General features: G+C 59.2%; 22 protein-coding genes. 14 read left to right on the forward strand and 8 right to left on the reverse strand.

The features are described 5' to 3' along the window. Positions 1-44: 44 nt before the first annotated feature. The 5 genes from MRY17_RS03960 to MRY17_RS03980 form a co-directional block, all read right to left on the reverse strand. On the reverse strand, positions 45-1,439 hold the full coding sequence (locus MRY17_RS03960) for an OprD family outer membrane porin (protein ID WP_243353331.1): 1,395 nt from the start codon (positions 1,437-1,439) through the stop codon (positions 45-47). Positions 1,440-1,610: 171 nt separating this feature from the next. Next, positions 1,611-3,215, reverse strand: a complete 1,605-nt coding sequence (locus MRY17_RS03965) for an ABC transporter substrate-binding protein (RefSeq protein ID WP_243353332.1) — start codon at positions 3,213-3,215, stop codon at positions 1,611-1,613. A 305-nt stretch (positions 3,216-3,520) separates the two neighbouring features. Then, entirely contained in the window at positions 3,521-5,149 is a 1,629-nt protein-coding gene (locus MRY17_RS03970; protein WP_181282699.1) for an ABC transporter substrate-binding protein, read from the reverse strand. A gap of 258 nt (positions 5,150-5,407) precedes the next feature. Further along, positions 5,408-7,009 carry an ABC transporter substrate-binding protein gene (locus tag MRY17_RS03975; RefSeq protein WP_243353333.1) on the reverse strand — a complete coding sequence of 534 codons (1,602 nt, stop codon included), beginning with the start codon at positions 7,007-7,009 and terminating at the stop codon, positions 5,408-5,410. Between the two features lie 93 nt (positions 7,010-7,102). Beyond that, on the reverse strand, positions 7,103-7,816 hold the full coding sequence (locus tag MRY17_RS03980) for an SIMPL domain-containing protein (protein ID WP_181282697.1): 714 nt from the start codon (positions 7,814-7,816) through the stop codon (positions 7,103-7,105). 205 nt (positions 7,817-8,021) lie between these two features. On the opposite strand from MRY17_RS03980, the gene MRY17_RS03985 reads away from it, so the two are divergent. The 3 genes from MRY17_RS03985 (at position 8,022) to MRY17_RS03995 (ending at position 11,655) form a co-directional block, all read left to right on the forward strand. Continuing rightward, positions 8,022-9,284 carry an ATP-binding protein gene (locus MRY17_RS03985; RefSeq protein ID WP_065893639.1) on the forward strand — a complete coding sequence of 421 codons (1,263 nt, stop codon included), beginning with the start codon at positions 8,022-8,024 and terminating at the stop codon, positions 9,282-9,284. Continuing rightward, the gene (locus MRY17_RS03990) at positions 9,277-9,837 is read left to right on the forward strand and encodes a response regulator transcription factor (protein ID WP_181282696.1); all 561 of its coding nucleotides are present in this window, start codon (positions 9,277-9,279) and stop codon (positions 9,835-9,837) included. The genes MRY17_RS03985 and MRY17_RS03990 overlap by 8 nt, the downstream gene beginning before the upstream one ends. A gap of 99 nt (positions 9,838-9,936) precedes the next feature. Continuing rightward, a complete protein-coding gene (locus MRY17_RS03995; protein WP_181282695.1) occupies positions 9,937-11,655 on the forward strand; it encodes an ABC transporter ATP-binding protein/permease in 1,719 nt (572 codons plus the stop codon). A gap of 191 nt (positions 11,656-11,846) precedes the next feature. Here the strand turns inward: MRY17_RS03995 and MRY17_RS04000 are convergent, their stop codons facing one another. Then, positions 11,847-12,284, reverse strand: a complete 438-nt coding sequence (locus MRY17_RS04000; protein WP_181282694.1) for a YhcB family protein — start codon at positions 12,282-12,284, stop codon at positions 11,847-11,849. Between the two features lie 147 nt (positions 12,285-12,431). Here MRY17_RS04000 and MRY17_RS04005 point away from each other — a divergent pair, with 147 nt between their 5' ends. From MRY17_RS04005 to zapE, 3 genes are all read left to right on the forward strand, one after another. Further along, positions 12,432-13,061, forward strand: coding sequence for an alpha/beta hydrolase (locus MRY17_RS04005; RefSeq protein ID WP_243353334.1), 630 nt, complete (start codon positions 12,432-12,434; stop codon positions 13,059-13,061). Positions 13,062-13,077: 16 nt separating this feature from the next. After that, positions 13,078-14,433 (forward strand): tryptophan--tRNA ligase, encoded by a 1,356-nt coding sequence (locus MRY17_RS04010; protein ID WP_181282692.1) that lies wholly within the window; start codon positions 13,078-13,080, stop codon positions 14,431-14,433. An 83-nt stretch (positions 14,434-14,516) separates the two neighbouring features. Then, entirely contained in the window at positions 14,517-15,611 is a 1,095-nt protein-coding gene (gene zapE / locus MRY17_RS04015; RefSeq protein ID WP_124357033.1) for a cell division protein ZapE, read from the forward strand. A 123-nt stretch (positions 15,612-15,734) separates the two neighbouring features. On the opposite strand, the gene MRY17_RS04025 is transcribed toward zapE, so the two are convergent. Continuing rightward, a complete protein-coding gene (locus MRY17_RS04025) occupies positions 15,735-16,655 on the reverse strand; it encodes a GlxA family transcriptional regulator (RefSeq protein ID WP_243353912.1) in 921 nt (306 codons plus the stop codon). Positions 16,656-16,875: 220 nt separating this feature from the next. On the opposite strand from MRY17_RS04025, the gene MRY17_RS04030 reads away from it, so the two are divergent. Then, positions 16,876-18,012: an acyl-CoA dehydrogenase family protein gene (locus MRY17_RS04030; RefSeq protein WP_243353335.1), complete on the forward strand. Its 1,137-nt coding sequence runs from the start codon at positions 16,876-16,878 to the stop codon at positions 18,010-18,012. 163 nt (positions 18,013-18,175) lie between these two features. Here the strand turns inward: MRY17_RS04030 and MRY17_RS04035 are convergent, their stop codons facing one another. Beyond that, positions 18,176-19,216 (reverse strand): NADP(H)-dependent aldo-keto reductase, encoded by a 1,041-nt coding sequence (locus MRY17_RS04035; protein ID WP_191951664.1) that lies wholly within the window; start codon positions 19,214-19,216, stop codon positions 18,176-18,178. Between the two features lie 250 nt (positions 19,217-19,466). On the opposite strand from MRY17_RS04035, the gene rplM reads away from it, so the two are divergent. The 7 genes from rplM (at position 19,467) to MRY17_RS04070 (ending at position 24,354) form a co-directional block, all read left to right on the forward strand. Beyond that, the gene (gene rplM, locus MRY17_RS04040; protein ID WP_003171742.1) at positions 19,467-19,895 is read left to right on the forward strand and encodes a 50S ribosomal protein L13; all 429 of its coding nucleotides are present in this window, start codon (positions 19,467-19,469) and stop codon (positions 19,893-19,895) included. Positions 19,896-19,909: 14 nt separating this feature from the next. Continuing rightward, positions 19,910-20,302, forward strand: a complete 393-nt coding sequence (rpsI, locus tag MRY17_RS04045) for a 30S ribosomal protein S9 (RefSeq protein WP_003171743.1) — start codon at positions 19,910-19,912, stop codon at positions 20,300-20,302. 266 nt (positions 20,303-20,568) lie between these two features. Then, complete coding sequence (gene petA, locus MRY17_RS04050) at positions 20,569-21,162, forward strand: ubiquinol-cytochrome c reductase iron-sulfur subunit (protein ID WP_181282689.1); 594 nt, start codon at positions 20,569-20,571, stop codon at positions 21,160-21,162. Beyond that, positions 21,162-22,373, forward strand: a complete 1,212-nt coding sequence (locus MRY17_RS04055; RefSeq protein ID WP_003188526.1) for a cytochrome b — start codon at positions 21,162-21,164, stop codon at positions 22,371-22,373. The genes petA and MRY17_RS04055 overlap by 1 nt, the downstream gene beginning before the upstream one ends. Further along, on the forward strand, positions 22,373-23,152 hold the full coding sequence (locus tag MRY17_RS04060) for a cytochrome c1 (RefSeq protein ID WP_124422374.1): 780 nt from the start codon (positions 22,373-22,375) through the stop codon (positions 23,150-23,152). The genes MRY17_RS04055 and MRY17_RS04060 overlap by 1 nt, the downstream gene beginning before the upstream one ends. Before the next feature lie 147 nt (positions 23,153-23,299). Beyond that, on the forward strand, positions 23,300-23,917 hold the full coding sequence (locus tag MRY17_RS04065; protein WP_181282687.1) for a glutathione S-transferase N-terminal domain-containing protein: 618 nt from the start codon (positions 23,300-23,302) through the stop codon (positions 23,915-23,917). Between the two features lie 17 nt (positions 23,918-23,934). Next, complete coding sequence (locus MRY17_RS04070; protein ID WP_181282686.1) at positions 23,935-24,354, forward strand: ClpXP protease specificity-enhancing factor; 420 nt, start codon at positions 23,935-23,937, stop codon at positions 24,352-24,354. The last annotated feature ends 66 nt before the right edge of the window (positions 24,355-24,420 follow it).

Genomic DNA, 24,420 nt, shown 5'->3' on the forward strand with positions numbered 1-24,420 from the left:
AAGACGGCGGGCTCGTCCTGAGCCCGCCGCTTACCTGGCGCTAATTAAAGAATGTTGAACGGGATGGTGGTGACCAGACGGAACTCTTTGATGCTGCCGTCGGACTGGAACTCGCTGCCACGGTGCTCAACATAGGTTGCGCGCACGGTAGTGGCTTTGAGCGGGCCGCTTTGCAGGGCGTAAGAGGCGCCTACACCGTATTCCTGGTGCTTCTCGCCGTCCTGGGACTGAATGCCGTCGTAGGCGAACTTGGCGCGACCATTGTTGCCGGTGTAGTGGGTACCGTCGATGCCCCAGCCGCGGGCCGAGTAGGCGTTGAACTTCAGGCCTGGCACGCCGTATTCGGCCATGTTGATGGCGTAGGCGATCTGGAACGATTTCTCGTTCGGGCCGTTGAAGTCGGACGTCAGGGAGTTGGCCAGGTAGATGCCGTTGGTTTCGTGCAGGTAGTCGAAGTACTCGTTACCGTTCACCTGCTGGTAGCCGAAGGTCAGGCTGTGTGCCTGGTGAGTCAGTCCCAGGGACAGGGAGAAGGTATCGTTGTCGATTTCCCCCATCTCTTTTTTGCCTTCATCGACCGTCTTGTAGTAGTTGAAGCCGGTGGTCAGGCCCAGTTGCTGAGCGTCGCCCAGTTCGTGGGTGGCGCCGAAGTAGTACTGGTTCCAGAAGTCCTTCACGTTGGCGGCGAAGAAGCTGGTCTTCAGGCTTTTCAGCGGCTGGTAGTTCACACCCAGGGTCGACACTTTGTCGGTTTCCGCACCATTGCCGTATTCGCTGCGGAATTTCGACAGGCTCTGCTCGCTACGCGGGGAAACGCGGTCAAACACGCCGCCCTGGAACGACAGGTTGCTGAATTCTTCGCTGTTGAAGCTCACACCCTGGAAGCTTGAGGGCAGCGCACGGTTGCCGATGGTATCGACGATACCGCTGCTGAAGTTCTGGCGACCGGCAGTCAGCGTAGTGTTGGATACGCGGAACTGCACGTTGGCCAGGCCCAGTTTGCTCCACTGGTCTACGGCATCACCGTTGGAGTCGGCCAGGGTGCGGTTGGAGCCGCCCTTGATATCACGCTTGCTGCGGTCCAGGACCAGCGCGTTGTACACCGCCACTTCGGTCTTGACGCCGACAGTGCCCTGGGTGAAACCCGAGCTGGCGTTGAGGATGGTGCCCTGCACCCAGTTGGTACGGTTGCGGTCGGTCAGGGTCTGGCCGTGCTTCTGGTACGAGAAGGTGCCCCCACGGTATTTGCTTTCATGGGAGTACCAGTTACGCGTGGTGCCGCCCAGGCTGAAATCTTCGATGAAGCCTTTGGCCTCGCTTTGGGCGCTGGTGCCGGCCAGAGTGGTAGGAACGAAGTCCTGGCTCTGGATTTCAGCGTAGGCGGTGGCCGTGATGCTGCTGATGGCCAGGGCCAGAAGCGCTTTGCTGCTCAGTTTCATGGGTGAAGCTCCTTTGGTTCTCTTTTTTATGCCGGTCTTTTTAGGTGAACCGGCTATTGGGTGTGTAACTCGTTCAAGCTATTGCAAACGTTTGGCGTAGGAAAAATCCCAACAAAAGGCTGCACGTTTGCCGCAGGGCCAACTTCGCCCTGCGCAATCCGGTTATTTTTCTTATGGGGTGATGCTGACGCCCGAGAACACGTTGCGGCCGAAGGGGCTTACTTTGAATCCTTCGACTTTGGCGCTTAACGGCTGGTTGACCGTCGAGTGGGCGACTGGCGTGATCGGCACCTGCTGCTTGAGCAGTTGCTGCGCCTGTTTGTACAGAACAGTCCTTTGTTCACGGTCGGTGACGACCTTGGCTTGCTTGATCAGCTTGTCGTACGCCGGGTCACACCACATGGAGTAGTTGTTCCCGCCGATGGCGTCGCAGCTGTAGAGGGTGCCCAGCCAGTTGTCCGGGTCACCGTTGTCGCCGGTCCAGCCGATCAGGCTGACATCGTGCTCACCGTTCTTGGTGCGCTTGATGTATTCGCCCCATTCGTAGCTGACGATCTTCACTTTCAGGCCGATCCTGGCCCAATCGTTCTGCAGCATTTCAGCCATCAGCTTGGCATTGGGGTTGTACGGCCGTTGTACCGGCATCGCCCAGAGGGTGATCTCGGTGCCTTCCTTCACGCCGGCGGCCTTGAGCAGCTCCTTGGCTTTTTCCGGGTTGTAGGCGGCGTCCTTGATGCTGTCATCGTAGGACCACTGGGTCGGCGGCATGGCGTTCACCGCCAGTTGCCCCGCGCCCTGGTAGACGGCGTTGAGGATGCTCTGCTTGTTCACCGCCATGTCCAGCGCCTGGCGCACTTCAAGCTGGTCGAACGGCTTGTGGCGCACGTTGTAGGCGATGTAGCCCAGGTTGAAGCCGGGCTTGGTCAGCAATTGCAGGTTCGGGTCGGCCTTGAGCGCGTCGACATCGGCGGGGCGCGGGTGCAGGGTGACCTGGCATTCGCCGGCCTTGAGCTTCTGCACGCGCACCGACGCGTCGGTGTTGATGGCGAAGATCAGTTGATCGAGCTTGACCCGGCTCGGGTCCCAGTACTGTTTGTTCGCCACGTAGCGAATCTGCGAGTCTTTCTGGTACCGCTGGAACACAAACGGGCCGGTGCCGATCGGCTTCTGGTTGATATCGCTGGGCTTGCCTTCCTTGACCAACTGCTCGGCATACTCGGCGGAGAGGATCGCGGCGAAGCTCATGGCGATGTTTTGCACGAACGCGGCGTCGACCGTGTTCAAGGTGATCACCACGGTGTGCGGGTCGGTTTTTTCGACCTTGGCAATGTTCTTGTTCAGGCTCATCCCGTTGAAGTAGGGGAACTCGGTAGGGTAGGCCTTGCGAAACGGGTGGTCGGGGTCAAGCATGCGGTTGAAGGTGAACAGCACGTCGTCGGCGTTGAAGTCGCGCGTCGGCTTGAATTCCTTGTTGCTGTGGAACTTCACCCCTTCACGCAGATGAAAGGTGTAGGTCAGCCCGTCTTCGGAGATGTCCCATTTGGTCGCCAGCCCAGGCACTACGTCAGTTGCGCCTTTTTCGAACTCGACCAGACGGTTGTACAACGGTTCTGCCGCATCGTTGTCGGTGGCGGTGGTGTATTGCGCGGTGTCAAAGCCTGCCGGGCTGCCCTCGGAGCAGAACACCAGGCTCTTCTTGTCGGCGGCTTGAGCTATTGTGGCCACGGCCAACAGGCTGGTGGCAAACATTGCGGATAGAACGGTGGTATGGCGCATGACGATTCCGATCCTTGTCTGTAGTTATCAACAGCGAACAATCCCTTAGGCCTCCGGCCAGGCGGACATCACTGGTCCCACACGCGGTAAGTGCCTTTCGCAAGTTGGCGCCTCTGCTGTCCTACAACGTTATGGGCTGCGGACTTCACAGTAAATGCGCCAAATCGGATTGACCCTGTAGGTAACGGAGACATGAAGCGCAGTTCATTGCTGTAGGACAGCAGCGCTTATAAATGTGGTCTGTTTCCTACGGTCCAGGCGGATGAAATAACGGCGACGTTGTAAAACGTCGCCGTCATTGATCCTTACTTGCCGCTTACGCTCACGCCGTAAAAGGAGTTCAAGCCAAACGGGCTGATCTTGAAATCCTGCACGGTGTTGCGCATGGGTTGATACACCGTCGAGTGCGCGATAGGTGTCATCGGAACTGCATCTTTCAGAACATGTTGCGCCTGCTTGTACAGCTCGGTGCGTTTGGCGACATCCGATGTGGCCTTGGCTTCCTTCACGATGCCGTCGAATTTCTTGTCGCACCACTTGGAGAAGTTGTTGCCCGACAGCGAGTCGCAGCCGAACAGCACGTTCAGCCAGTTGTCCGGGTCACCATTGTCGCCGCTCCAGCCAATGATCATGGCCTGGTTCTCGCCGCCCTTGGAGCGCTTGATGTATTCGCCCCACTCGTAGCTGGTGATCTTGACCTTCAAGCCGATCTTGGACCAGTCGTTCTGCAGCATCTCGGCCATCAGTTTGGCGTTCGGGTTGTACGGACGCTGAACCGGCATGGCCCACAGCACGATCTCGGTGCCTTCCTTGATGCCGGCTTCCTTGAGCAGCGCCTTGGCTTTCTCAGGGTTATAGGCGGCATCCTTGATGGTGGTGTCGTAGGACCATTGGGTCGGCGGCATGGCGTTGACGGCCAGTTGACCGGCACCCTGGTACACCGAGTCGATGATCTGCTGCTTGTTCACCGACATGTCCAGCGCCTGGCGCACGCGCAGGTCGGCCAGTGGGTTGGGCTGATCGCTGCCCTTGACCTTGTCCATCACGTTGTAGGCCACGTAGCCCAGGTTGAAACCAGCCTGGTGCGGCAGTTTCAGGTCCTTGTCTTCACCCAGCGCCTTGAGGTCGGCCGGACGTGGGAACAGGGTGACCTGACATTCGTTTTTCTTGAGCTTCTGGATACGCACCGACGGGTCAGTGGTGATGGCGAAGATCAGGTTATCGATCTTCACGTCTTCAGGTTTCCAGTAGTCCTTGTTGCCGGTGTAGCGAATGTTCGAGTCTTTCTGGTAGCTCTTGAACACGAACGGGCCAGTACCCACCGGTTTCTGGTTGATGTCGGCGGGTTTGCCTTCCTTCAACAATTGCGCGGCGTATTCGGCGGATTGGATCGAGGCGAAACTCATGGCCATGTTCTGGATGAACGCAGCGTCCACTTTGCCAAGGGTGAACTTGACGGTGTGGTCATCGATCTTTTCGATGTTCTTGATGTTGGTGTCCATCCCCATGTCCGTGAAGTACGGAAACTCGGTGGGGTAGGCTTTACGGAATGGATCGTCTTTATTGATCATCCGGTTAAAGGTGAACAGTACGTCGTCGGCCGAAAATTCACGAGTCGGCTTGAAGTACGGGGTGGTGTGGAACTTGACGCCTTCGCGCAGGTGGAAGGTATATGTCAGGCCGTCCGGGGACACGTCCCAGCTGGTGGCGAGGCCTGGCACCACGGCGGTGCCGCCGCGTTCGAACTGGCTCAGGCGGTTGAACATGGTTTCGGCCGAGGCATCGAAGTCTGTTCCGGTGGTGTACTGGCCTGGGTCAAAACCGGCCGGGCTCCCTTCGGAGCAGAACACCAGGTTAGTTGCCGCTTGGGCAAATGGGGCTGCGGCCATAAGGCCAGCGCTCACTAATAACGGAAGGACTGCGTGTTTAAGCATGTTGGCCTCATGATTTGTTGTCATTTTTGGTGGTGAGGGCGACCTCGTGAGTCGGCCTGCGGATACTTACGCAGGCGCCATACCCATTGCAAGATGTTGAACGGTTGCAAGCGGCAAACAGTGGGACGGGCGTACAAGAATGTCGCATTTATGAAAGTTTTGACATAAATGTGTCCATTTGGCGGTTTTTTTCGGTGCGTGGGGCGCACCGCAAAAGCCCAATCGAGGCGTCTAGTGCACTCGATTGGGGCGTTGTTGTTACTTATCTAGACTCACACCGTAGAACGGTGTCAGCCCGAACGGGCTGATCTTGAAGTCGCGCACTTGCTTGCGCATTGGCTGGAAAACCGTCGAGTTCGCAATAGGCGTTATAGGTACTTGTTCCTTAAGGATTTGTTGTGCCTGTTGATACCACTTGATGCGCTGTTCGCGGGCGTTGCTGACCTTGGCCTGCTGCACCAGCTTGTCATACGCCGGGTTACACCATTTGGCGTAGTTGCTGCCCTTGACCGCGGCACAACTGTAGAGCACGCCGAGCCAGTTATCGGGGTCGCCGTTGTCGCCGGTCCAGCCGTAAATCATCGCGTCGTGTTCACCATTCTTGGCGCGCTTGATGTATTCGCCCCACTCATAGCTGACGATATTGGCCTTGATGCCGACCTTGGCCCAATCCTGCTGGATCATTTGTGCGGACATGCGCGCATTCGGGTTGGAGGCGCGTTGCACGGTCATTGCCCAAAGATCGATGGTGGTACCTGGTGCAACCCCTGCTTCTTTTAGTAGCGCCCGGGCCTTGGTCGGGTCGTACGGCGCATCCTTTATCGCCGTGTCATAAGACCACTGCGCGGGCGGCAGCGCGTTCTGCGCCAATTGTCCGGCGCCTTGATACACCGCCTTGATGATCGCAGGCTTGTCGATGGCCATATCCAGCGCCTGGCGCACCTTCAGCTGGTCCAGGGGCGGATGGGTGACGTTGTAGGCGAGAAAGCCGAGGTTGAAGCCGGCCTGCTGCAGCACGCGCAGGTTCGGGTCCTGTTTCATCACCTCGATATCGGCGGGGCGCGGGTAGCCGCTGACCTGGCATTCACCGGCCTTGAGTTTCTGCAGGCGCGCGGCGGCGTCCGGGGTGATGGCGAAGACCAGGTTGTCGAGCTTCACATCTTCGGGCTTCCAATACGCTTTATTGGCGACGTAACGGATCTGTGAATCTTTCTGGTAGCGCTTGAACACGAACGGGCCGGTGCCGACCGGCTTCTGATTGATGTCCTCGGCCTTGCCTTGCTTGAGGAGCTGGGCGGCGTACTCGGCCGATTGCACTGAGGCGAAACTCATCGCCAGGTTCTGCACGAACGCGGCATCCACCTTGTTCAGGTTGAAGCGCACGGTGCGATCGTCGAGTTTGTCTAGGCTTTTGATTGTGGTGTTCAGGCCCATGTCGGTGAAGTAGGGCGATTCGGAAGGGTAGGCCTTGCGAAACGGACTTTCGGCGTCCAACAGCCGGTTGAAGGTAAACACCACATCATCGGCGTTGAAGTCGCGGGTCGGGGTGAAGAAATCGGTGGTGTGAAACTTCACGCCCTCGCGCAAGTGGAAGGTGTAGGTGAGGCCGTCTTCGGAGACATCCCAGCGAGTGGCGAGGCCGGGCTCGACTTCGGTGCCGCCACGCTTGAACTGGGTGAGGCGGTTGAACACGGTTTCGGCGGAGGCGTCAAAGTCGGTGCCGCTGGTGTACTGGCTGGGGTCGAAGCCGGCGGGGCTGGCTTCGGAGCAGTAGACCAGGGTGGTAGCTGCGTGCGCCATGGGCATGAAGGCCAGGAGGCCGGCGGCAAGGAGGAGCGGTTTGAAGGCAGTTCTGTCCATGGAGACCCCTGAAATCGCAACCCTGTAAAAGCTGCGCAAATAAAAAAACGGCGGTCACCGAGGTTACCGCCGTTCAGGGTTGTCAGGTAGGGGTCACTGCATCTGCACTTCAATCACGCCGTCTGCGCTCATGGTGACCTGGCTGGTGCCGGCTTCCACTTCAGGGGTGGGCGCTGAATCGGCCATCGCCGCTTTCATCATCATGGCGCCGCGTGCATAGGGCATCGGATAGCCGTTGGTGTTGAAGTTCAGGTTGACGATCCTGTAACCCTTGCCGCCCAGCGCATCGGTTGCCAGTTGCGCACGGGCCTTGAATGCGGCCACCGCGTCTTTGAGCATCGCATCTTCGCTGGCCTTGCGCGTGCTGTCCGCGATGGCGAAGTCCATGCTGTCCATCTTCAGGGTGTTCAACAGCTCGCCGGTAAGTTTGGACAGCGCCGGGAAGTCCGCGCTTTCCAGGCGCAGTTCGGCGCGTTCTCGCCAGCCGGTGATTTTCTGGTTCTTGCTGTCGTAGATCGGGTAACTGTTGCGGCTGCCCTGGCGCAGGGTCACGCCCTTGACTTCGCGGGCCTGGCCCAGAGCGGTGTTCATGGCGGTGGTGATTTCGGCGGCGAGCTTGGCCGGGTCCGCGTTCTGCGATTCGGTGTAGAGGGTCACGATCATCTTGTCGCGCGCCACTTCCTGGCTGACTTCGGCGCGCAGGGAGATCTGGTTGTAATGCAGTTCATCGGCGGCCATCGCCGGCAGGCTGGCCAGGGCGCTGACGCCGAGGGTGAGAACAGCGGCACTGCGAGTGAAACGGGACATGAAAGCTCCTTGAGATTGTCGTGTTCGGTATGACTGTAGACGGTGGCATCGGGTTCTTCGGGTTTACATATTCTCTACATGTGCTGGCGGCGGCGGCGAACGGTCATTTGTGCGGCCTGCGTCAAAGAGCCACACGCGCCGTGCCAGCCGCTCTGCTTCGTTTATACTCGTGCCGATCCGCCTGCAGCGCTCATCGGGAGAGCTCATGCTCGCCGCCGTAAAACTGACTTCCGCCACCCGCCAGAACCTCTGGCGCCTGACGTTCATCCGCACGTTGGTATTGGCCGCACAGGCCGGTTCCGTCGGGCTCGCCTATTGGTTCGACCTGCTGCCGCTGCCCTGGCTGCAACTGGCCGTGACCCTCGGCTTTTCCAGCGTGCTGTGTGCGTTTACCGCCATCCGCTTGCGCACCACCTGGCCGGTCACCGAGTTGGAATACGCGCTGCAATTGGCCTGCGACCTGTTTATCCACAGTGTGTTGCTGTATTTCTCCGGTGGCTCCACCAACCCGTTTGTGTCGTATTACCTGGTGCCACTGACCATCGCCGCCGTGACCTTGCCGTGGCGCTATTCGGTGGTGCTGTCGGGCATTGCGCTGACCCTCTACACTTTGCTGCTGGCGCAATTCTATCCACTGCAGACTTTTCCGATCGCTCGGGAAAATCTGCAGATCTACGGGATGTGGCTGAGCTTTGCCTTGTCCGCTGCGGTCATCACGTTTTTTGCCGCACGCATGGCCGAAGAGTTGCGTCGCCAGGAAGAACTGCGCGCGATTCGCCGCGAAGAAGGCCTGCGCGACCAGCAACTGCTGGCCGTCGCCACGCAGGCGGCGGGTGCCGCCCATGAACTGGGCACGCCGCTGGCGACCATGAGCGTGCTGCTCAAGGAAATGACCCAGGACCATCACGACCCGGCGTTGCAGGATGACCTCAGCGTGCTGCAGGAACAGGTCAAGCAGTGCAAGTTGACCCTGCAGCAATTGGTGCGGGCCGCCGAAGCCAATCGGCGTCTGGCGGTCGAGATGCAGGATGTTACCCAGTGGCTCGACGAAGCCCTGAACCGCTGGCACCTGATGCGCCCCGAAGCCAGTTACCGTTTCAGCCTGTTGGGCCAGGGCAGCGTACCGCGCATGGCGCCGCCGCCGGATCTTACCCAGGCCTTGCTCAACCTGTTGAACAATGCCGCCGACGCCTGCCCTGAAGGCCTGGGCGTGCAGTTGGACTGGGACGCGGAAAACGTCACCATCAGCATTCGTGACCACGGCGCGGGCGTGCCGCTGGCCATTGCCGAGCAGATCGGCAAACCCTTCTTTACCACCAAGGGCAAAGGCTTCGGCCTCGGCCTGTTTTTGAGCAAGGCCAGCGTGACCCGCGCGGGCGGCTCAGTGAAGCTCTATAGTCATGAGGAAGGCGGCACGCTCACCGAGCTGCGCCTGCCCCGTGTCGCACGAGGAGATATCGATGAGTGACGAGACCCAAGTCGAAGGCGAAGAACTGCCGCACCTGCTGCTGGTAGATGACGACGCCACCTTTACCCGCGTGATGGCGCGCGCCATGAGCCGGCGCGGCTTTCGCGTCAGCACCGCAGGTTCTGCCGAAGAAGGCCTGACCATCGCCCAGGCCGACCTGCCGGACTACGCCGCGCTCGACCTGAAAATGGACGGCGATTCGGGCCTGGTGCTGTTGCCCAAGCTGCTCGAACTCGACCCGGAAATGCGCGTAGTGATCCTCACCGGCTACTCCAGCATCGCCACCGCCGTCGAAGCCATCAAGCGCGGCGCCTGCAACTACCTGTGCAAGCCGGCGGATGCCGATGACGTGCTCGCCGCGCTGCTTTCCGAGCACGCCGACCTCGACACCCTGGTGCCGGAAAACCCGATGTCGGTGGACCGCTTGCAGTGGGAACACATCCAGCGCGTACTGACCGAGCATGAAGGCAATATCTCCGCCACCGCGCGCGCGTTGGGCATGCACCGGCGCACGTTACAGCGCAAATTGCAGAAGCGCCCGGTACGGCGCTGAACGAAGACTGAACAAGCTGCTTCAGGCCGCACGGAGCCCTGAACCGATCGCCTATGATCGGTTCAAACGCCTGTCATATTTTCCTACCGAGCCTGAACAATGAATCAGAACGCTGAGTACTCCGCGGTCAATGATGCGGTGCGTGGGCAATTCTTCCGCCGAACCTGGGCAATGATCACGCCGTATTGGCGCAGTGAAGAGAAGGGCAGGGCCTGGTTGCTGCTGGCCGCCGTGATTGGTTTGTCGCTGTTCAGCGTGGCGATCTCGGTGTGGATCAACCATTGGTACAAGGATTTCTACAACGCCCTGGAGAAGAAGGACACGGCCGCCTTCTGGCAACTGATCGGTTACTTCGGCGGCATCGCGGCCGTGGCGATCCTGGGCGCGGTGTACCGCTTGTACCTGACCCAGATGCTGACCATCCGCTGGCGTGCCTGGCTGACCGAAAAGCACTTCGCACGCTGGCTCGCCCACAAGAACTACTACCAGCTGGAGCAGGGCGGCTACACCGATAACCCGGACCAGCGGATTTCCGAAGACCTCAATACCTTCACCTCCAGCACCTTGAGCCTGGGCTTGGGGCTGTTGCGCAACGTGGTCAGCCTGGTGTCGTTCTCGATCATCCTGTGGGGCGTGTCGGGCAGCATCGAGGTGTTCGGTATCACCATTCCCGGCTACATGTTCTGGTGCGCGCTGCTGTATGCCGCCGTGGGCAGTTGGTTGACGCACCTGATCGGGCGCCGTCTGATCGGCTTGAGCAACCAGCAACAGCGCTTCGAAGCGGACTTGCGCTTCTCCATGGTGCGGGTGCGCGAAAATGCCGAAAGCATCGCGCTGTACAATGGCGAACCGAATGAAAAACAGCGCCTGAGTACGCGCTTCGGCAAGGTCTGGCACAACTTCTGGGACATCATGAAAGTGTCCAAGCGCCTGACCTTTTTCACCGCCGGCTACAGCCAGATTGCGATCATCTTCCCGTTTATCGTCGCCGCGCCGCGCTACTTCACCGGCAAGATCGAACTGGGCGAGCTGATGCAAATCAACTCGGCGTTCGGCAACGTGCAGGATAACTTCAGCTGGTTTATCAACGCCTATTCGGAACTGGCGTCGTGGCGCGCTACCAGTGATCGTCTGCTGAGTTTCCAGCAGGCCATGAGCGATAACGAGCAGCGTGCCCCGGCCATCGATGTGCGCCCTGAAGGTGAACGCCTGGTGATCAACGGCCTGGGCATGGACCTGGCCGATGGCCGTCACCTGCTCGCCGACGCCGACATGAGCGTGGAGCCTGGCCAGCGCGTGATGCTCAGCGGGCGTTCCGGCAGCGGCAAGAGCACCTTGCTGCGGGCGATGGGCCACCTGTGGCCGGCCGGTCATGGCAGCATTCGGCTGCCGGCGAAGCGCTACTTGTTCCTGCCGCAGAAGCCTTACTTGCCGATAGGCACGCTCAAGGCGGTGCTGAGTTATCCACAGGACGACAGCGTCTATCCGGCCGAACGTTATGCACAGGTGCTGGAAACCTGCCGCTTGCCGCATCTGGTTGGTCGCCTGGATGACGCCAATCACTGGCAACGCATGCTTTCGCCGGGCGAACAGCAGCGCCTGGCCTTCGCCCGCGCCTTGTTGTTCGCGCCGCAATGGCTGTACATGGACGAAGCCACTTCGGCCATGGATGAAGAGGATGAGGCGACGTTGTACCAGGCGCTGATCGATGAGCTGCCGGGGCTGAGCGTCGTCAGCGTTGGTCATCGCAGCAGTCTCAAGCGCTTTCATGGAAGGCATGTGCGGATCGAGGGTGGGCGGTTGCAGGAACAGATTTAAAGTCTTGCTCGGTCAATTGTGGGAGGGGGCTTGCCCCCGATGGCGGTGTGTCAGTCACCTACTTTGGATCTGACACATTGCTATCGGGGGCAAGCCCCCTCCCACATTGGATCTCGATTGTCTCTGGAGAGAGTCCACAAAAAAGCCCGGCTGATCATCGATCAGCCGGGCTTTTTAATTGCTTGAATGAATTACTTCTTCAAGCCGTAGTGCTCATCCAGCATGCCTGGAGCGTCCGGCATTTTTGGCGCGTAGTCCCGAGGCGGCTCCTGGTTTTCCCGGGGTGGGGTCAGGCGTTCCCGTGGGGTTTGCGGTGCATCGGAATGCAGCGCGGCCAGCAGGCGCTGGCGAGTGATGTCGTCGAGGGCCAGGCGGTTTGCGCCATCGGCGAGATGATCCTGTACTTCCTGGTAGCTCTGGGTGAGCTTCTTGACCAGGGTCGCGGTGCTGTTGAAGTGGGTAACAACCTCGTTCTGATAACTGTCAAAACGTTCCTGAATGTCATCCAGCTGACGTTGCGTGCGGTTAGGCGCGGCATTCGGCAGCAGGCGAGCAACCAGGAATCCAATGGCGACACCGGCAACCAGGGCAAGAGTCGGCAACAACCAAACTAAGAGCGAGTGTTCCACGAGTCCTTCCTCTATAAACGGCTTTGCTTTACGTTAACGGCTCAAACCTGCGCTGTATACCGCGATTAACCTCGCAATGATGCCATGCACAGACTTTTAGCTAGACGAGTCGACCCTTTGAGAGGTCACGGAGTTCATCTCTTGCTCATGCGTGAAGCCCCTGTTTTGATCGATGGCCCGGTGGGCCAACTGGAAGCCCTGTACCTGGATCACCCCGAGCCACGTGGTCTGGCGCTGATCTGTCACCCTAACCCGGTGCAGGGTGGGACCATGCTCAATAAAGTGGTCTCGACCCTGCAACGCACCGCCCGCGATGCCGGTTTGATTACGTTGCGTTTCAATTATCGTGGCGTCGGCGCCAGTGCTGGTTCCCACGATATGGCCAGCGGTGAAGTCGACGATGCCGAAGCGGCCGCCACCTGGCTGCGGGAAAAACACCCGGACCTGCCGATCACCTTGCTGGGTTTTTCCTTCGGCGGTTACGTGGCTGCCAGTCTCGGCGGGCGTTTGGAAGCCAGGGGCGAGAAGCTCGCGCACCTGTTCATGGTCGCTGCTGCGGTGATGCGCCTGGGCGAGTCGGACGTGTTGCCCCAAGGTTGCCCGTTGACCCTGATCCAGCCGGAAACCGACGAAGTGGTCGACCCGCAAATCGTCTACGACTGGTCCGCCGCCTTGAATCGCCCCCATACGCTGCTGAAAGTGGCAGAATGCGGACACTTTTTTCATGGCAAGCTGACCGATCTCAAGGATCTGGTGCTGCCACGCCTTTCGAATTGATGACAAGCGATCACCCATGACGACCCGTACCCGTATCCTCACCGGCATTACCACCACCGGCACGCCGCACCTGGGCAACTACGCCGGTGCGATCCGCCCGGCGATCCTTGCCAGTCAGGACGCCAATGCCGATTCCTTCTACTTCCTGGCCGACTACCACGCCCTGATCAAATGCGATGACCCGCAGCGCATCCAGCGCTCGCGCATGGAAATCGCTGCGACCTGGCTGGCCGGTGGCCTGGATGTGAACCGGGTGACGTTCTATCGCCAGTCCGATATCCCGGAAATCCCCGAGTTGACCTGGCTGCTGACCTGTGTGGCCGCCAAGGGCCTGCTCAACCGCGCCCACGCCTACAAGGCGTCGGTGGACAAAAACGTGGAGAGCGGCGAAGACCCGGATGCGGGCATCACCATGGGCCTGTACAGCTACCCGGTGCTGATGGCGGCGGACATCCTGATGTTCAACGCGCACAAGGTGCCGGTGGGTCGCGACCAGATCCAGCACGTGGAAATGGCCCGTGATATCGGCCAGCGTTTCAACCACCTGTTCGGCAAGGGTAAAGAATTCTTCACCATGCCCGAGGCGTTGATCGAAGAAAGCGTCGCCACCTTGCCGGGCCTGGACGGGCGCAAGATGTCCAAGAGCTATGACAACACCATCCCGTTGTTCACCAGCGCCAAGGACATGAAAGACGCAATCTCGCGGATCGTCACCGACTCGCGCGCGCCCGGCGAAGCCAAGGATCCGGACAACTCGCATCTGTTTACCCTGTACCAGGCGTTCGCGACCAAGGCCCAGGAAGAAGAATTGCGTGGCGAACTGCTGCAAGGCCTTGGCTGGGGTGAAGCGAAAAATCGTCTGTTCCAACTGCTCGACGGCCAACTCGGTGAAGCGCGCGAGCGTTACCATCAACTGATGTCGCGCCCGTCCGACATGGAAGACCTGCTGCTGGTCGGCGCGAAAAAAGCCCGTGCCGTGGCGGCGCCGTTCCTCGCCGAGCTGCGTGAAGCGGTGGGTCTGCGCTCGTTCGTCAACCAGGCTGCGGCGCCGGTCGCCACCAAGAAGAAAGCCGCGAAGGCTGCGCGCTTCGTGAGCTTTCGTGAAGACGACGGCAGCTTCCGCTTTCGCCTGCTGGCGGCCGACGGCGAGCAACTGCTGCTGTCGCGTCACTTTGCTGACGGCAAAGCGGCGGGCGCGGTGACCAGGCAGTTGCAAAGCGGCGACGCTTTGGATGTTCGCACCGAGGCCTTGAGCTTCAGCGTCTGGCTGAACGGCGCTGCAGTGGCCGACAGCGCCGAATTCGCCGACCAAGCCTCCCGCGATGCCGCCATCGCCGCCTTGCGCGTGGCGTTGACCCCCCTCGAGGATTAATTAACCCGACCAAGGGTTGATTGCCATTATCCAGGGCCGTCGTTACAGTGACGGCCCGTTTTTGTTGCCTTGCTAACGAAATTATGACGCCCCTAGAACGATATCAAGCTGATCTGAAACGCCCTGACTTCTTCCATGACGCGGCCCAGGAAAATGCGGTGCGTCATTTGCAGCGCCTGTACGACGACCTGGTCGCGGCCTCGCAAACCAAGCCGGGGATGTTCAGCAAGCTGTTTGGCAAAAAAGACCACACGCCGGTCAAGGGCCTGTACTTCTGGGGTGGCGTCGGCCGGGGCAAGACTTACCTGGTGGACACCTTCTTCGAAGCGCTTCCGTTCAAGGAAAAGGTGCGCACCCACTTCCACCGCTTCATGAAGCGTGTGCACGAAGAAATGAAGACCCTGCCGGGGGAAAAGAACCCGCTGACGATCATCGCCAAGCGTTTCTCCGACGAAGCGCGGGTAATCTGCTTCGATGAATTCTTCGTCTCAGACATCACCGATGCCATGATCCTCGGCACCTTGATGGAAGAACTGTTCAAGAACGGCGTGACCCTGGTTGCCACCTCGAACATCGTGCCCGATGGCCTCTACAAGGACGGCCTGCAGCGCGCACGCTTCCTGCCGGCCATTGCGTTGATCAAGCAAAACACCGATATCGTCAACGTCGACAGCGGCGTCGACTATCGTTTGCGTCACCTTGAGCAAGCGGAGCTGTTCCACTTCCCGCTCAACGAAGCGGCCCACGAAAGCCTGAAGAAAAGCTTCCGCGCGCTGACGCCGGAATGCACCCAGGCGGTGGAAAACGACAAGCTGATGATCGAGAACCGCGAAATCATCGCCTTGCGTACCTGCGATGACGTGGCCTGGTTTGAATTCCGTCAACTGTGCGACGGCCCGCGCAGCCAGAACGACTACATCGAACTGGGCAAGATCTTCCATGCGGTGATCTTGAGCGGCGTGGAGCAGATGGGCGTGACCACCGACGACATCGCGCGGCGTTTTATCAACATGGTCGATGAATTCTACGACCGCAACGTCAAGCTGATCATCTCGGCGGAAGTCGAACTCAAGGACCTGTATACCGGCGGGCGCTTGAACTTCGAATTCCAGCGCACCTTGAGTCGTTTGCTGGAAATGCAGTCCCACGAGTTCCTCTCGCGCGGACACAAACCCTAATCGCCCCGCCCCCCCTGTAGGAGCGAGCTTGCTCGCGAAGGTCGTTAACGATAACGCGTGGAATCTGATTCCACGCATTGTCCTTGAGTTCTTCGCGAGCAAGCTCGCTCCTACAGGCGTGTTTCAGGCGGCCTGCTGGAATTGCTGGCGGTACTGGTTCGGCGACAACTCCGTGTGCTGCCTGAACAACCGCGCAAAGAAACTCGCATCGTCGTAACCCACCTCGTAGCTGATGGTCTTGATGCTCTTGCGGCTGGCCGACAGCAGGCCCTTGGCGGTCTCGATGCGCAAGCGTTGCAGATAATGCAACGGCTTGTCGCCGGTGGCGGCCTGGAAGCGCCGCATGAAGTTGCGGATGCTCATACCGTGTTCCCGGGCGACGTCTTCGAAGCGGAACTTGTCGGCAAAGTGTTCTTCGAGCCAATGCTGGATCTGCAGGATGATCACATCCTGGTGCAGCTTCTGCCCGCCAAAACCGATGCGCCCCGGCGCATAGCTGCGTTGCACCTCGTAGAGAATGTCGCGAGCCACGGCCTGGGCGATATTGGCGCCGCAGAAGCGTTCGATCAGATAAATATAGAGGTCGCAGGCTGAAGTGGTGCCGCCGGCGCAGTACAGGTTATCGGCGTCGGTCAGGTGCTTGTCCTGGTTGAGCTGGACCTTGGGGAAGCGCTCGCTGAAGGCATTGAAGAAGCGCCAATAGGTGGTCGCTTCCTTGCCATCGAGCAAACCGGCTTCGGCCAGCCAGAACACACCGGTGGCTTCGCCGCACAGCACGGCGCCGCGTGCGTGTTGTTGGCGCAACCACGGCAGCACCTGGGGGTAGCGGGTGCACATGGCGTCGAAGTCGTCCCAGAAGGCTGGCAGCACGATAATGTCGGCGTCTTCCAGGCCGCCGTCCACCGGCATGATCACATCGCTGAAACTGCGCACCGATTGCCCGTCGGGGCTGACCAGGCGCGTTTCAAACGCAGGGGTCAGGCCCAGGCCTTGTTGCTTGCCATAGCGCAGGCTGGCGAGGTGGAAGAAATCCTTGGCTTGCATGAGGGTTGAAGCAAATACCCGATCAATGGCCAGAATGCTGACGCGCCGCAACGGCGTGGAGATTTGGTTAGACATGATTTCATTTATTCTTATAGGGGAAAGTGGTCATCAGACGGCTGGATCGTCTTATTTTTTGTCGGATGTGTCCAGTGTCCCGTGAGGGTTTCACGGCATAGGCTCTGTCAGCAGGTCTTTGTCCGACAATCCACGCAGGTGACCCATGATTCCCAGAACTTTGTTCAGTTCGGAGCACGAACTCTTCCGCGAAAGCGTGCGCACCTTTCTTGAAAAGGACGCGGCGCCATTCCACGGGCAATGGGAGAAACAGGGCCATATCGACCGCAGCCTCTGGAACAAGGCGGGGGAGGCGGGGATGTTGTGCTCGCACGTGCCGGAGGAATATGGCGGGCTGGGCGCGGACTTTCTTTACAGCGCGGTGGTGATCGAGGAGATCAGCCGCCTGGGCTTGACCGGCATCGGTTTTTCACTGCATTCGGACATTGTCGCGCCGTACATCCTGCATTACGGCAGCGAAACGCTGAAACACAAATACTTGCCCAAGTTGATCTCCGGCGAGAAGGTTACGGCCATTGCCATGACCGAGCCGGGGGCCGGTTCAGACTTGCAGGGGGTGAAGACCACGGCGGTGCTGGACGGTGATGACTATGTGATCAACGGCTCCAAGACCTTTATCACCAACGGCTATCTGGCCGATCTGGTGATCGTGGTCGCCAAGACCGACCCCAAGGCGGGTGCGAAGGGCACCAGCCTGTTCCTGGTGGAAACCGATACACCGGGCTTCGACAAGGGCAAGCGCCTGGAAAAAGTCGGCATGAAGGCCCAGGACACCTCGGAGTTGTTCTTTCAGGAGGTGCGCGTGCCCAGGGAAAACCTGCTGGGCCAGACGGGCATGGGCTTTGCCTACCTGATGCAGGAGCTGCCCCAGGAGCGGTTGACCGTGGCAATTGGCGCGCTGTCTTCAGCGGAGGCGGCGCTGCAGTGGACACTGGATTACACCCGCGAGCGCAGGGCGTTCGGCAAGGCGATTGCCGACTTTCAAAACACCCGGTTCAAGCTGGCGGAGATGGCCACCGAGATTCAGATCGGCCGTGTGTTCGTGGATAAATGCCTGGCGCTGCACCTGGAAGGCAAGCTGGATGTGCCCACTGCGGCGATGGCCAAATATTGGGCCACGGACCTGCAATGCAAGGTGCTCGATGAGTGCGTGCAGTTGCACGGCGGCTACGGTTTCATGTGGGAATACCCGATTGCCCGGGCGTGGGCGGATGCGCGGGTGCAGCGCATTTATGCGGGGACCAATGAGATCATGAAGGAGATCATTGCGCGGGCGCTTTGATTGTGTGATGTTGCTGAGGGCCTCATCGGGGGCAAGCCCCCTCCCACATTTTGATCTGTGAACAGGGTCAGGTGTGTGGGGGCAAGCTCCCTCCCATATTTTGATCTGTGAACAGGGTCAGGTGTGGGAGGGGGCTTGCCCCCGATGGCGGCCTGAAGATCAATCAAGGCGCCGGATTCGGATGATCCTTCTGAATCGCCTCAATCCCTTCCAGCACTTCCTTGGACAGTTTCAAATCGGCACTGCCAATGTTGCTGTCCAACTGCTCCAGACTCGTGGCACCAATAATATTGCTGGTCACAAACGGCTGCTGCGTCACGAACGCCAATGCCATCTGCGCCGGGTCCAGGCCATGCTCCCGCGCCAGTGCCACATATCGGCTGCACGCCGCTTCCGACTGCGGGTTGAAGTAGCGGCTGAAGCGGCTGTACTCCGTCAGGCGCGCCTTGGCCGGGCGCGCGCCGCCTTCGTACTTGCCGCTGAGCATGCCGAACGCCAGCGGCGAATAGGCCAGCAAGCCGCATTGTTCGCGAATCGCGATTTCCGCCAGGCCCACTTCAAAACTGCGGTTGAGCAGGTTGTAGGGGTTCTGGATCGACACCGCGCGGGGCCAGCCGCGGGCCTCGGCCAGGGCCAGGAACTTCATGGTGCCCCACGGCGTTTCGTTGGACAGGCCGATGTGGCGGATCTTGCCGGCCTTGACCTGCTCATCCAGCGCTTCGAGGGTTTCCTCCAGCGGCGTGAGGTTGTCCTCGTCCTTGTGCTTGTAGCTCAATTGGCCAAAGAAGTTGGTGCTGCGCTCCGGCCAGTGCAGTTGGTAAAGGTCGATCCAGTCGGTCTGCAGGCGCTTGAGGCTGGCATCCAGAGCCTCGACGATGTGCTTGCGGTTGTGACGCAGGTGGCCGTCGCGGATGTAATCGATGGTGTTGCCGGGGCCGGCGATCTTGCTGGCGAGGATCCAGTCGGCGCGGTCGCCACGGCTTTTGAAGTAATTGCCGATATACCGCTCGGTGGTGGCATAGGTATCGGCCTTGGGCGGTACCGGGTACATTTCAGCCGTATCGAGGAAGTTGATGCCTGCCGCCTTGGCCCGTTCGATCTGGGCGAAGGCCTCTGCCTCGCTGTTCTGCTCACCCCAGGTCATGGTGCCCAGAGCGATCGCGCTGACGTTCAGATCGGTGCGGCCCAGCTGTCGATAATCCATCGGGTACTCCTTCGGGGGAAAACAATCATAAAAGCAGGTTGAATTTTTTTTCGCAATCTGCATAATTGCCCACCTCTTTCTGCAGTGGAAGTGATGCGCCGCCTGCCGAAGAATCTTGCCGTTGAACGGACGCGCTGACCCGAGCCCCCGATAGCGTCTGTATCCGGCTGCCTTTGACCTTGTCAAAGTACGCACTATTCAGTAAGATCCGCCGTCTAATTTACAGGGCGGCCCCTGAGGCTATTAAAGAATGACAACTTTTACTGCAAAACCGGAAACAGTTCAGCGCGACTGGTTTGTCGTCGACGCCGCTGGTCAGACCCTGGGTCGTCTGGCCACTGAAGTCGCCAGCCGTCTGCGTGGCAAGCACAAGCCTGAATACACCCCGCACGTTGATACCGGTGACTACATTGTCATCATCAACGCTGAGCAGGTACGTGTTACCGGCAACAAAGCGCAAGACAAAATGTACTACCGTCACTCCGGTTTCCCAGGCGGTATCAAGTCTTCCAACTTTGAAGGCCTGATCTCCAAGAAGCCTGAAGCCCCGATCGAAATCGCGGTCAAAGGCATGCTGCCTAAGGGCCCACTGGGTCGCGATATGTTTCGCAAGCTGAAAGTCTATGCGGGCGCTGTACACCCTCATGCTGCTCAGCAGCCCCAAGAACTGAAGTTTTAACGGAATAGTTCATTATGTCGGCGACTCAAAATTACGGCACTGGCCGTCGCAAAACCGCAACCGCACGCGTTTTCCTGCGTCCGGGCACTGGTAACATCTCGATCAACAACCGCACTCTGGACAACTTCTTCGGCCGCGAAACTGCCCGCATGGTAGTTCGTCAGCCGCTGGAACTGACCGAGACTGTTGAAAAGTTCGACATCTACGTCACCGTTATCGGTGGCGGTGTAAGTGGTCAAGCTGGCGCTATCCGCCACGGTATCACTCGCGCTCTGATGCAGTACGACGAAACCCTGCGTGGCGCTCTGCGCAAAGCTGGCTTCGTAACTCGCGATGCTCGTGAAGTTGAACGTAAGAAAGTCGGTCTGCGTAAAGCGCGTAAGCGTCCGCAGTACTCGAAGCGTTAATTCGCTTTACGTTCCACAAAAACGCCCAGCCTCCTCACGGAGCTGGGCGTTTTTTATTGCCTGGGATTTATGCAGATTTTTCGCCGTGACAACTTGCCACATCCGTAGACCCCCTATACTACAAGGCCTGGGGGTAGTGGCCCGGGCAATTCCCTTGTCATCCGTGGGGCTTTTCATTACCATCCGTCAAAATTTTTATAAGTAAAGATTCAACACTTAGTAGACGCCTGATTTAACAGGCCAAAAAGCTGATGGGAGAGGACTGAATGAGCAATGACGGCGTGAATGCAGGCCGGCGTCGCTTCCTGGTAGCAGCCACATCCGTGGTGGGTGCTGCAGGAGCGGTGGGGGCTGCGGTCCCGTTCGTGGGGTCATGGTTTCCCAGTGCCAAGGCGAAAGCCGCAGGTGCACCGGTGAAGGTGAATGTCAGCAAGATTGAGCCAGGCCAGCAGATGATTGCTGAATGGCGCGGCCAGCCGGTTTTCATTGTTCGTCGTACCAAGGAAATCCTGGGGAATCTCAAGAAGATTGAAGGCCAGTTATCTGACCCCCAATCCGAGAAATCCGACCAACCCGCCTACGCCAAGAACGAAGCACGTTCGATCAAGCCGGAGATCCTGCTGCTGGTTGGACTGTGCACTCACCTGGGATGCTCGCCGACCTTTCGCCCGGAAGTCGCGCCCGTCGACTTGGGCAAGGACTGGGTTGGTGGTTATTTCTGCCCGTGCCACGGCTCTCATTACGACCTCGCCGGCCGCGTCTACAAGTCCCAACCCGCGCCCTTGAACCTGCCGGTTCCTCCGCACAACTACGAATCTGACGACATCATTGTCATTGGCCTCGATAAGGAGAACGCGTGATGAGCAAGTTCATGGATTGGGTGGATGCGCGCTTCCCCGCCACTAAAATGTGGGAAGACCATCTCAGCAAATATTACGCGCCAAAAAACTTCAATTTCTTCTACTTCTTCGGCTCCCTGGCACTGCTGGTGCTGGTCAACCAGATCGTCACCGGTGTGTGGTTGACGATGAGCTACACCCCCTCGGCGGAAGAGGCATTCGCCTCCGTCGAATACATCATGCGTGATGTCGAGTACGGTTCGATCCTGCGTTTGCTGCACTCCACCGGCGCGTCGGCGTTCTTTATCGTCGTCTACCTGCACATGTTCCGTGGCCTGCTCTATGGTTCGTACCAAAAGCCGCGCGAGCTGGTGTGGGTGTTCGGCATGCTGATCTACCTGGCGTTGATGGCCGAAGCCTTCATGGGGTACCTGCTGCCATGGGGCCAGATGTCGTACTGGGGCGCCCAGGTGATTATCTCGCTGTTCGGTGCGATCCCGGTCATCGGCAACGACCTGACCCAGTGGATCCGTGGCGACTACCTGATTTCCGGCATTACCCTGAACCGCTTCTTCGCCTTGCATGTGGTGGCATTGCCGATCGTGATCCTGGGCCTGGTGGTGTTGCACATCCTGGCCCTGCACGAAGTGGGCTCCAACAACCCCGATGGCGTAGACATCAAGAAGCACAAGGACGAGAACGGCATCCCACTGGATGGCATTCCCTTCCACCCTTATTACACCGTGAAGGACATTGTCGGTGTGGTCGTGTTCCTGTTCGTGTTCTGCTCGATCGTGTTCTTTTTCCCGGAGATGGGTGGTTATTTCCTGGAGAAACCTAACTTCGAACAAGCCAACGCCTTCAAGACACCCGAGCATATTGCCCCGGTGTGGTACTTCACGCCGTTCTACGCCATCCTGCGTGCGATCCCCGACAAACTCATGGGCGTCATCGCCATGGGCGCGGCGATTGCGGTGCTGTTCGTGCTGCCTTGGCTCGACCGCAGCCCGGTCAAGTCGATGCGCTACAAAGGCTGGCTGAGCAAGATCTGGCTATGGGTGTTCTGCATTTCGTTCGTGATCCTGGGGGTACTGGGCGTACTGGCGCCGACCCCTGAGCGCACGTTGCTGTCGCAGGTCTGCACCTTCCTGTACTTCGCCTACTTCATTCTGATGCCGTTCTACACCCGGCTCGAGAAGACCAAACCGGTTCCGGAAAGGGTGACTGGCTGATGAAAAAATTATTCGTTGCATTAGTGCTTGCGGCGCTGCCGCTCCTGTCTCTGGCCGCCGAGCATGGCGCGGAACTGGAAAAGGTCGACATCGACGTCTCCGATAAAGCCGCGTTGCAGGATGGCGCTCGCACGTTCGCCAACTACTGCATGGGCTGCCACAGCGCCAAGTTCCAGCGCTACGAGCGGGTGGCCGACGACCTGGGCATCCCCCATGAGTTGATGCTGGAAAAACTGGTGTTCACCGGCGCCAAGATCGGCGACCACATGAACATCGGCATGAAGCCGGCGGACGCCAAGGCCTGGTTCGGCGCCGCGCCGCCGGACCTCACCCTGGTGGCGCGTGTGCGCGGCACCGACTGGCTCTACGGCTACCTCAAATCCTTCTACGAAGACCCGGCCCGTCCCTGGGGCGTGAATAACAAAGTGTTCCCGAACGTCGGCATGCCTAACGTTCTGGTCGGCCTGCAGGGGCGCCAGGTGGTAGGATGCAAGCAGGTTCAGGTCGTTGAAGACGGCAAGAAGCAATATGACCCGTTGACCGGCACGCCGCTGACCCATGAAGCGTGCGATCAACTGACCATCGTGCCCAAGACCGGTACGCTGAACGAAGAGCAGTTCGACGAGAAGGTCAAGAACCTGGTGACCTTCCTGGCCTACTCGGCCAACCCGGTCAAACTGCAGCACCAGCGCATCGGTACGTACGTCTTGCTGTACCTGGCTTTCTTCTTCGTATTCGCCTATCTGCTCAAACGCGAGTACTGGAAGGATGTGCATTGATCCAACCGTAAGCAATTGCTGTTAATCTTGCGCGCCCAGCGGCATCTCTGAACACGTAGCGCCGGTTTTACCGGACGTTACAGAGATGCTCTCTGGGCGCGCTCGTTTTTGAGCTTTCGATAATTTCAACAAGCGAGGAGGACCGCCATGGGCGTGACCAACCGGTTGGCCTGTTACTCCGACCCCGCCGACCACTATTCCCACCGAGTACGCATCGTGCTCGCAGAGAAGGGTGTCAGCGCCGAGATCATCAGTGTGGAAGCGGGCCGTCAGCCGCCGAAACTGATCGAAGTGAACCCTTACGGCAGCTTGCCCACCCTGGTCGATCGTGACCTGGCGTTGTGGGAGTCAACCGTGGTGATGGAATACCTGGATGAGCGTTACCCGCATCCGCCTTTGCTGCCGGTCTACCCGGTGGCGCGTGCCAACAGCCGCCTGCTGATCCATCGGATCCAGCGTGACTGGTGCGGGCTGGTGGATGTGATTCTGGATACCCGCAGTAAAGAGGCCGTGCGCGTGCAGGCGCGCAAGGAATTGCGCGAAAGCCTGACCGGCGTTTCGCCGCTGTTCGCCGACAAACCTTTTTTCCTCAGTGAGGAACAAAGTTTGGTCGATTGCTGCCTATTACCCATACTCTGGCGCTTGCCGATTCTGGGCATTGAACTGCCACGGCCGGCCAAGCCGTTGCTTGATTACATGGAGCGCCAATTTGCGCGTGAGGCTTTCCAGGCAAGTCTGTCTGGTGTCGAACGCGATATGCGCTAAGGCTTAAGGAGCCGTTGATGAACTCCAGTCGACCTTATTTGGTCCGCGCGCTCTATGAGTGGATTGTGGACAATGATTGCACCCCGCACATGCTGGTCAATTCCGAGTTTCCCAAAGTGGATGTGCCACAGGGTTTCGCCAGCGACGGACAGATTGTACTGAACGTATCGCCCAGTGCCGTGCGCCACCTGCACATGGACAACGAAGCGGTCAGTTTCGAAGGGCGTTTCGGCGGTGTGCCGCATACGCTGTTCGTGCCGATCGGCTCCATCCTCGGGATTTATGCCCGTGAGAACGGCCAGGGCATGGTGTTTGATCTGGAGTCGCCTTTCGAGGACGACGAGACGATCGAAGGGCAAGACAGCGATGATGTACCACCACCGGATAACGAGCCGCCACGCCCCACTGGCCGGCCAAGCTTGAAAGTGGTGAAGTAGGCGGCTACCGCCCTCGGGCGAGCCTGAAAATGCCTCGGCGGTTGCCGGGGTATTTTTTTGCCTGCC

It is taken from the genome of Pseudomonas orientalis (assembly GCF_022807995.1).
GTDB classification, from domain to species: domain Bacteria; phylum Pseudomonadota; class Gammaproteobacteria; order Pseudomonadales; family Pseudomonadaceae; genus Aquipseudomonas; species Aquipseudomonas orientalis_B.

Bases quoted from the DNA above. Each gene is read 5' to 3' on its own strand.
- MRY17_RS04035 (WP_191951664.1), bottom strand. From the start codon at position 19,216: ATGGATTATCGACAGCTGGGCCGCACCGATCTGAACGTCAGCGCGATC.
- rplM (WP_003171742.1), top strand. From the start codon at position 19,467: ATGACAACTTTTACTGCAAAACCGGAAACAGTTCAGCGCGACTGGTTT.
- MRY17_RS04025 (WP_243353912.1), bottom strand. From the start codon at position 16,655: ATGCAAGCCAAGGATTTCTTCCACCTCGCCAGCCTGCGCTATGGCAAG.
- petA (WP_181282689.1), top strand. From the start codon at position 20,569: ATGAGCAATGACGGCGTGAATGCAGGCCGGCGTCGCTTCCTGGTAGCA.
- rpsI (WP_003171743.1), top strand. From the start codon at position 19,910: ATGTCGGCGACTCAAAATTACGGCACTGGCCGTCGCAAAACCGCAACC.
- MRY17_RS03970 (WP_181282699.1), bottom strand. From the start codon at position 5,149: ATGCTTAAACACGCAGTCCTTCCGTTATTAGTGAGCGCTGGCCTTATG.
- MRY17_RS03985 (WP_065893639.1), top strand. From the start codon at position 8,022: ATGCTCGCCGCCGTAAAACTGACTTCCGCCACCCGCCAGAACCTCTGG.
- MRY17_RS04070 (WP_181282686.1), top strand. From the start codon at position 23,935: ATGAACTCCAGTCGACCTTATTTGGTCCGCGCGCTCTATGAGTGGATT.
- MRY17_RS03965 (WP_243353332.1), bottom strand. From the start codon at position 3,215: ATGCGCCATACCACCGTTCTATCCGCAATGTTTGCCACCAGCCTGTTG.
- MRY17_RS03995 (WP_181282695.1), top strand. From the start codon at position 9,937: ATGAATCAGAACGCTGAGTACTCCGCGGTCAATGATGCGGTGCGTGGG.
- zapE (WP_124357033.1), top strand. From the start codon at position 14,517: ATGACGCCCCTAGAACGATATCAAGCTGATCTGAAACGCCCTGACTTC.
- MRY17_RS03975 (WP_243353333.1), bottom strand. From the start codon at position 7,009: ATGGACAGAACTGCCTTCAAACCGCTCCTCCTTGCCGCCGGCCTCCTG.
- MRY17_RS04060 (WP_124422374.1), top strand. From the start codon at position 22,373: ATGAAAAAATTATTCGTTGCATTAGTGCTTGCGGCGCTGCCGCTCCTG.
- MRY17_RS04010 (WP_181282692.1), top strand. From the start codon at position 13,078: ATGACGACCCGTACCCGTATCCTCACCGGCATTACCACCACCGGCACG.
- MRY17_RS04005 (WP_243353334.1), top strand. From the start codon at position 12,432: ATGCGTGAAGCCCCTGTTTTGATCGATGGCCCGGTGGGCCAACTGGAA.
- MRY17_RS04030 (WP_243353335.1), top strand. From the start codon at position 16,876: ATGATTCCCAGAACTTTGTTCAGTTCGGAGCACGAACTCTTCCGCGAA.
- MRY17_RS04055 (WP_003188526.1), top strand. From the start codon at position 21,162: ATGAGCAAGTTCATGGATTGGGTGGATGCGCGCTTCCCCGCCACTAAA.
- MRY17_RS03980 (WP_181282697.1), bottom strand. From the start codon at position 7,816: ATGTCCCGTTTCACTCGCAGTGCCGCTGTTCTCACCCTCGGCGTCAGC.
- MRY17_RS04065 (WP_181282687.1), top strand. From the start codon at position 23,300: ATGGGCGTGACCAACCGGTTGGCCTGTTACTCCGACCCCGCCGACCAC.
- MRY17_RS03990 (WP_181282696.1), top strand. From the start codon at position 9,277: ATGAGTGACGAGACCCAAGTCGAAGGCGAAGAACTGCCGCACCTGCTG.
- MRY17_RS03960 (WP_243353331.1), bottom strand. From the start codon at position 1,439: ATGAAACTGAGCAGCAAAGCGCTTCTGGCCCTGGCCATCAGCAGCATC.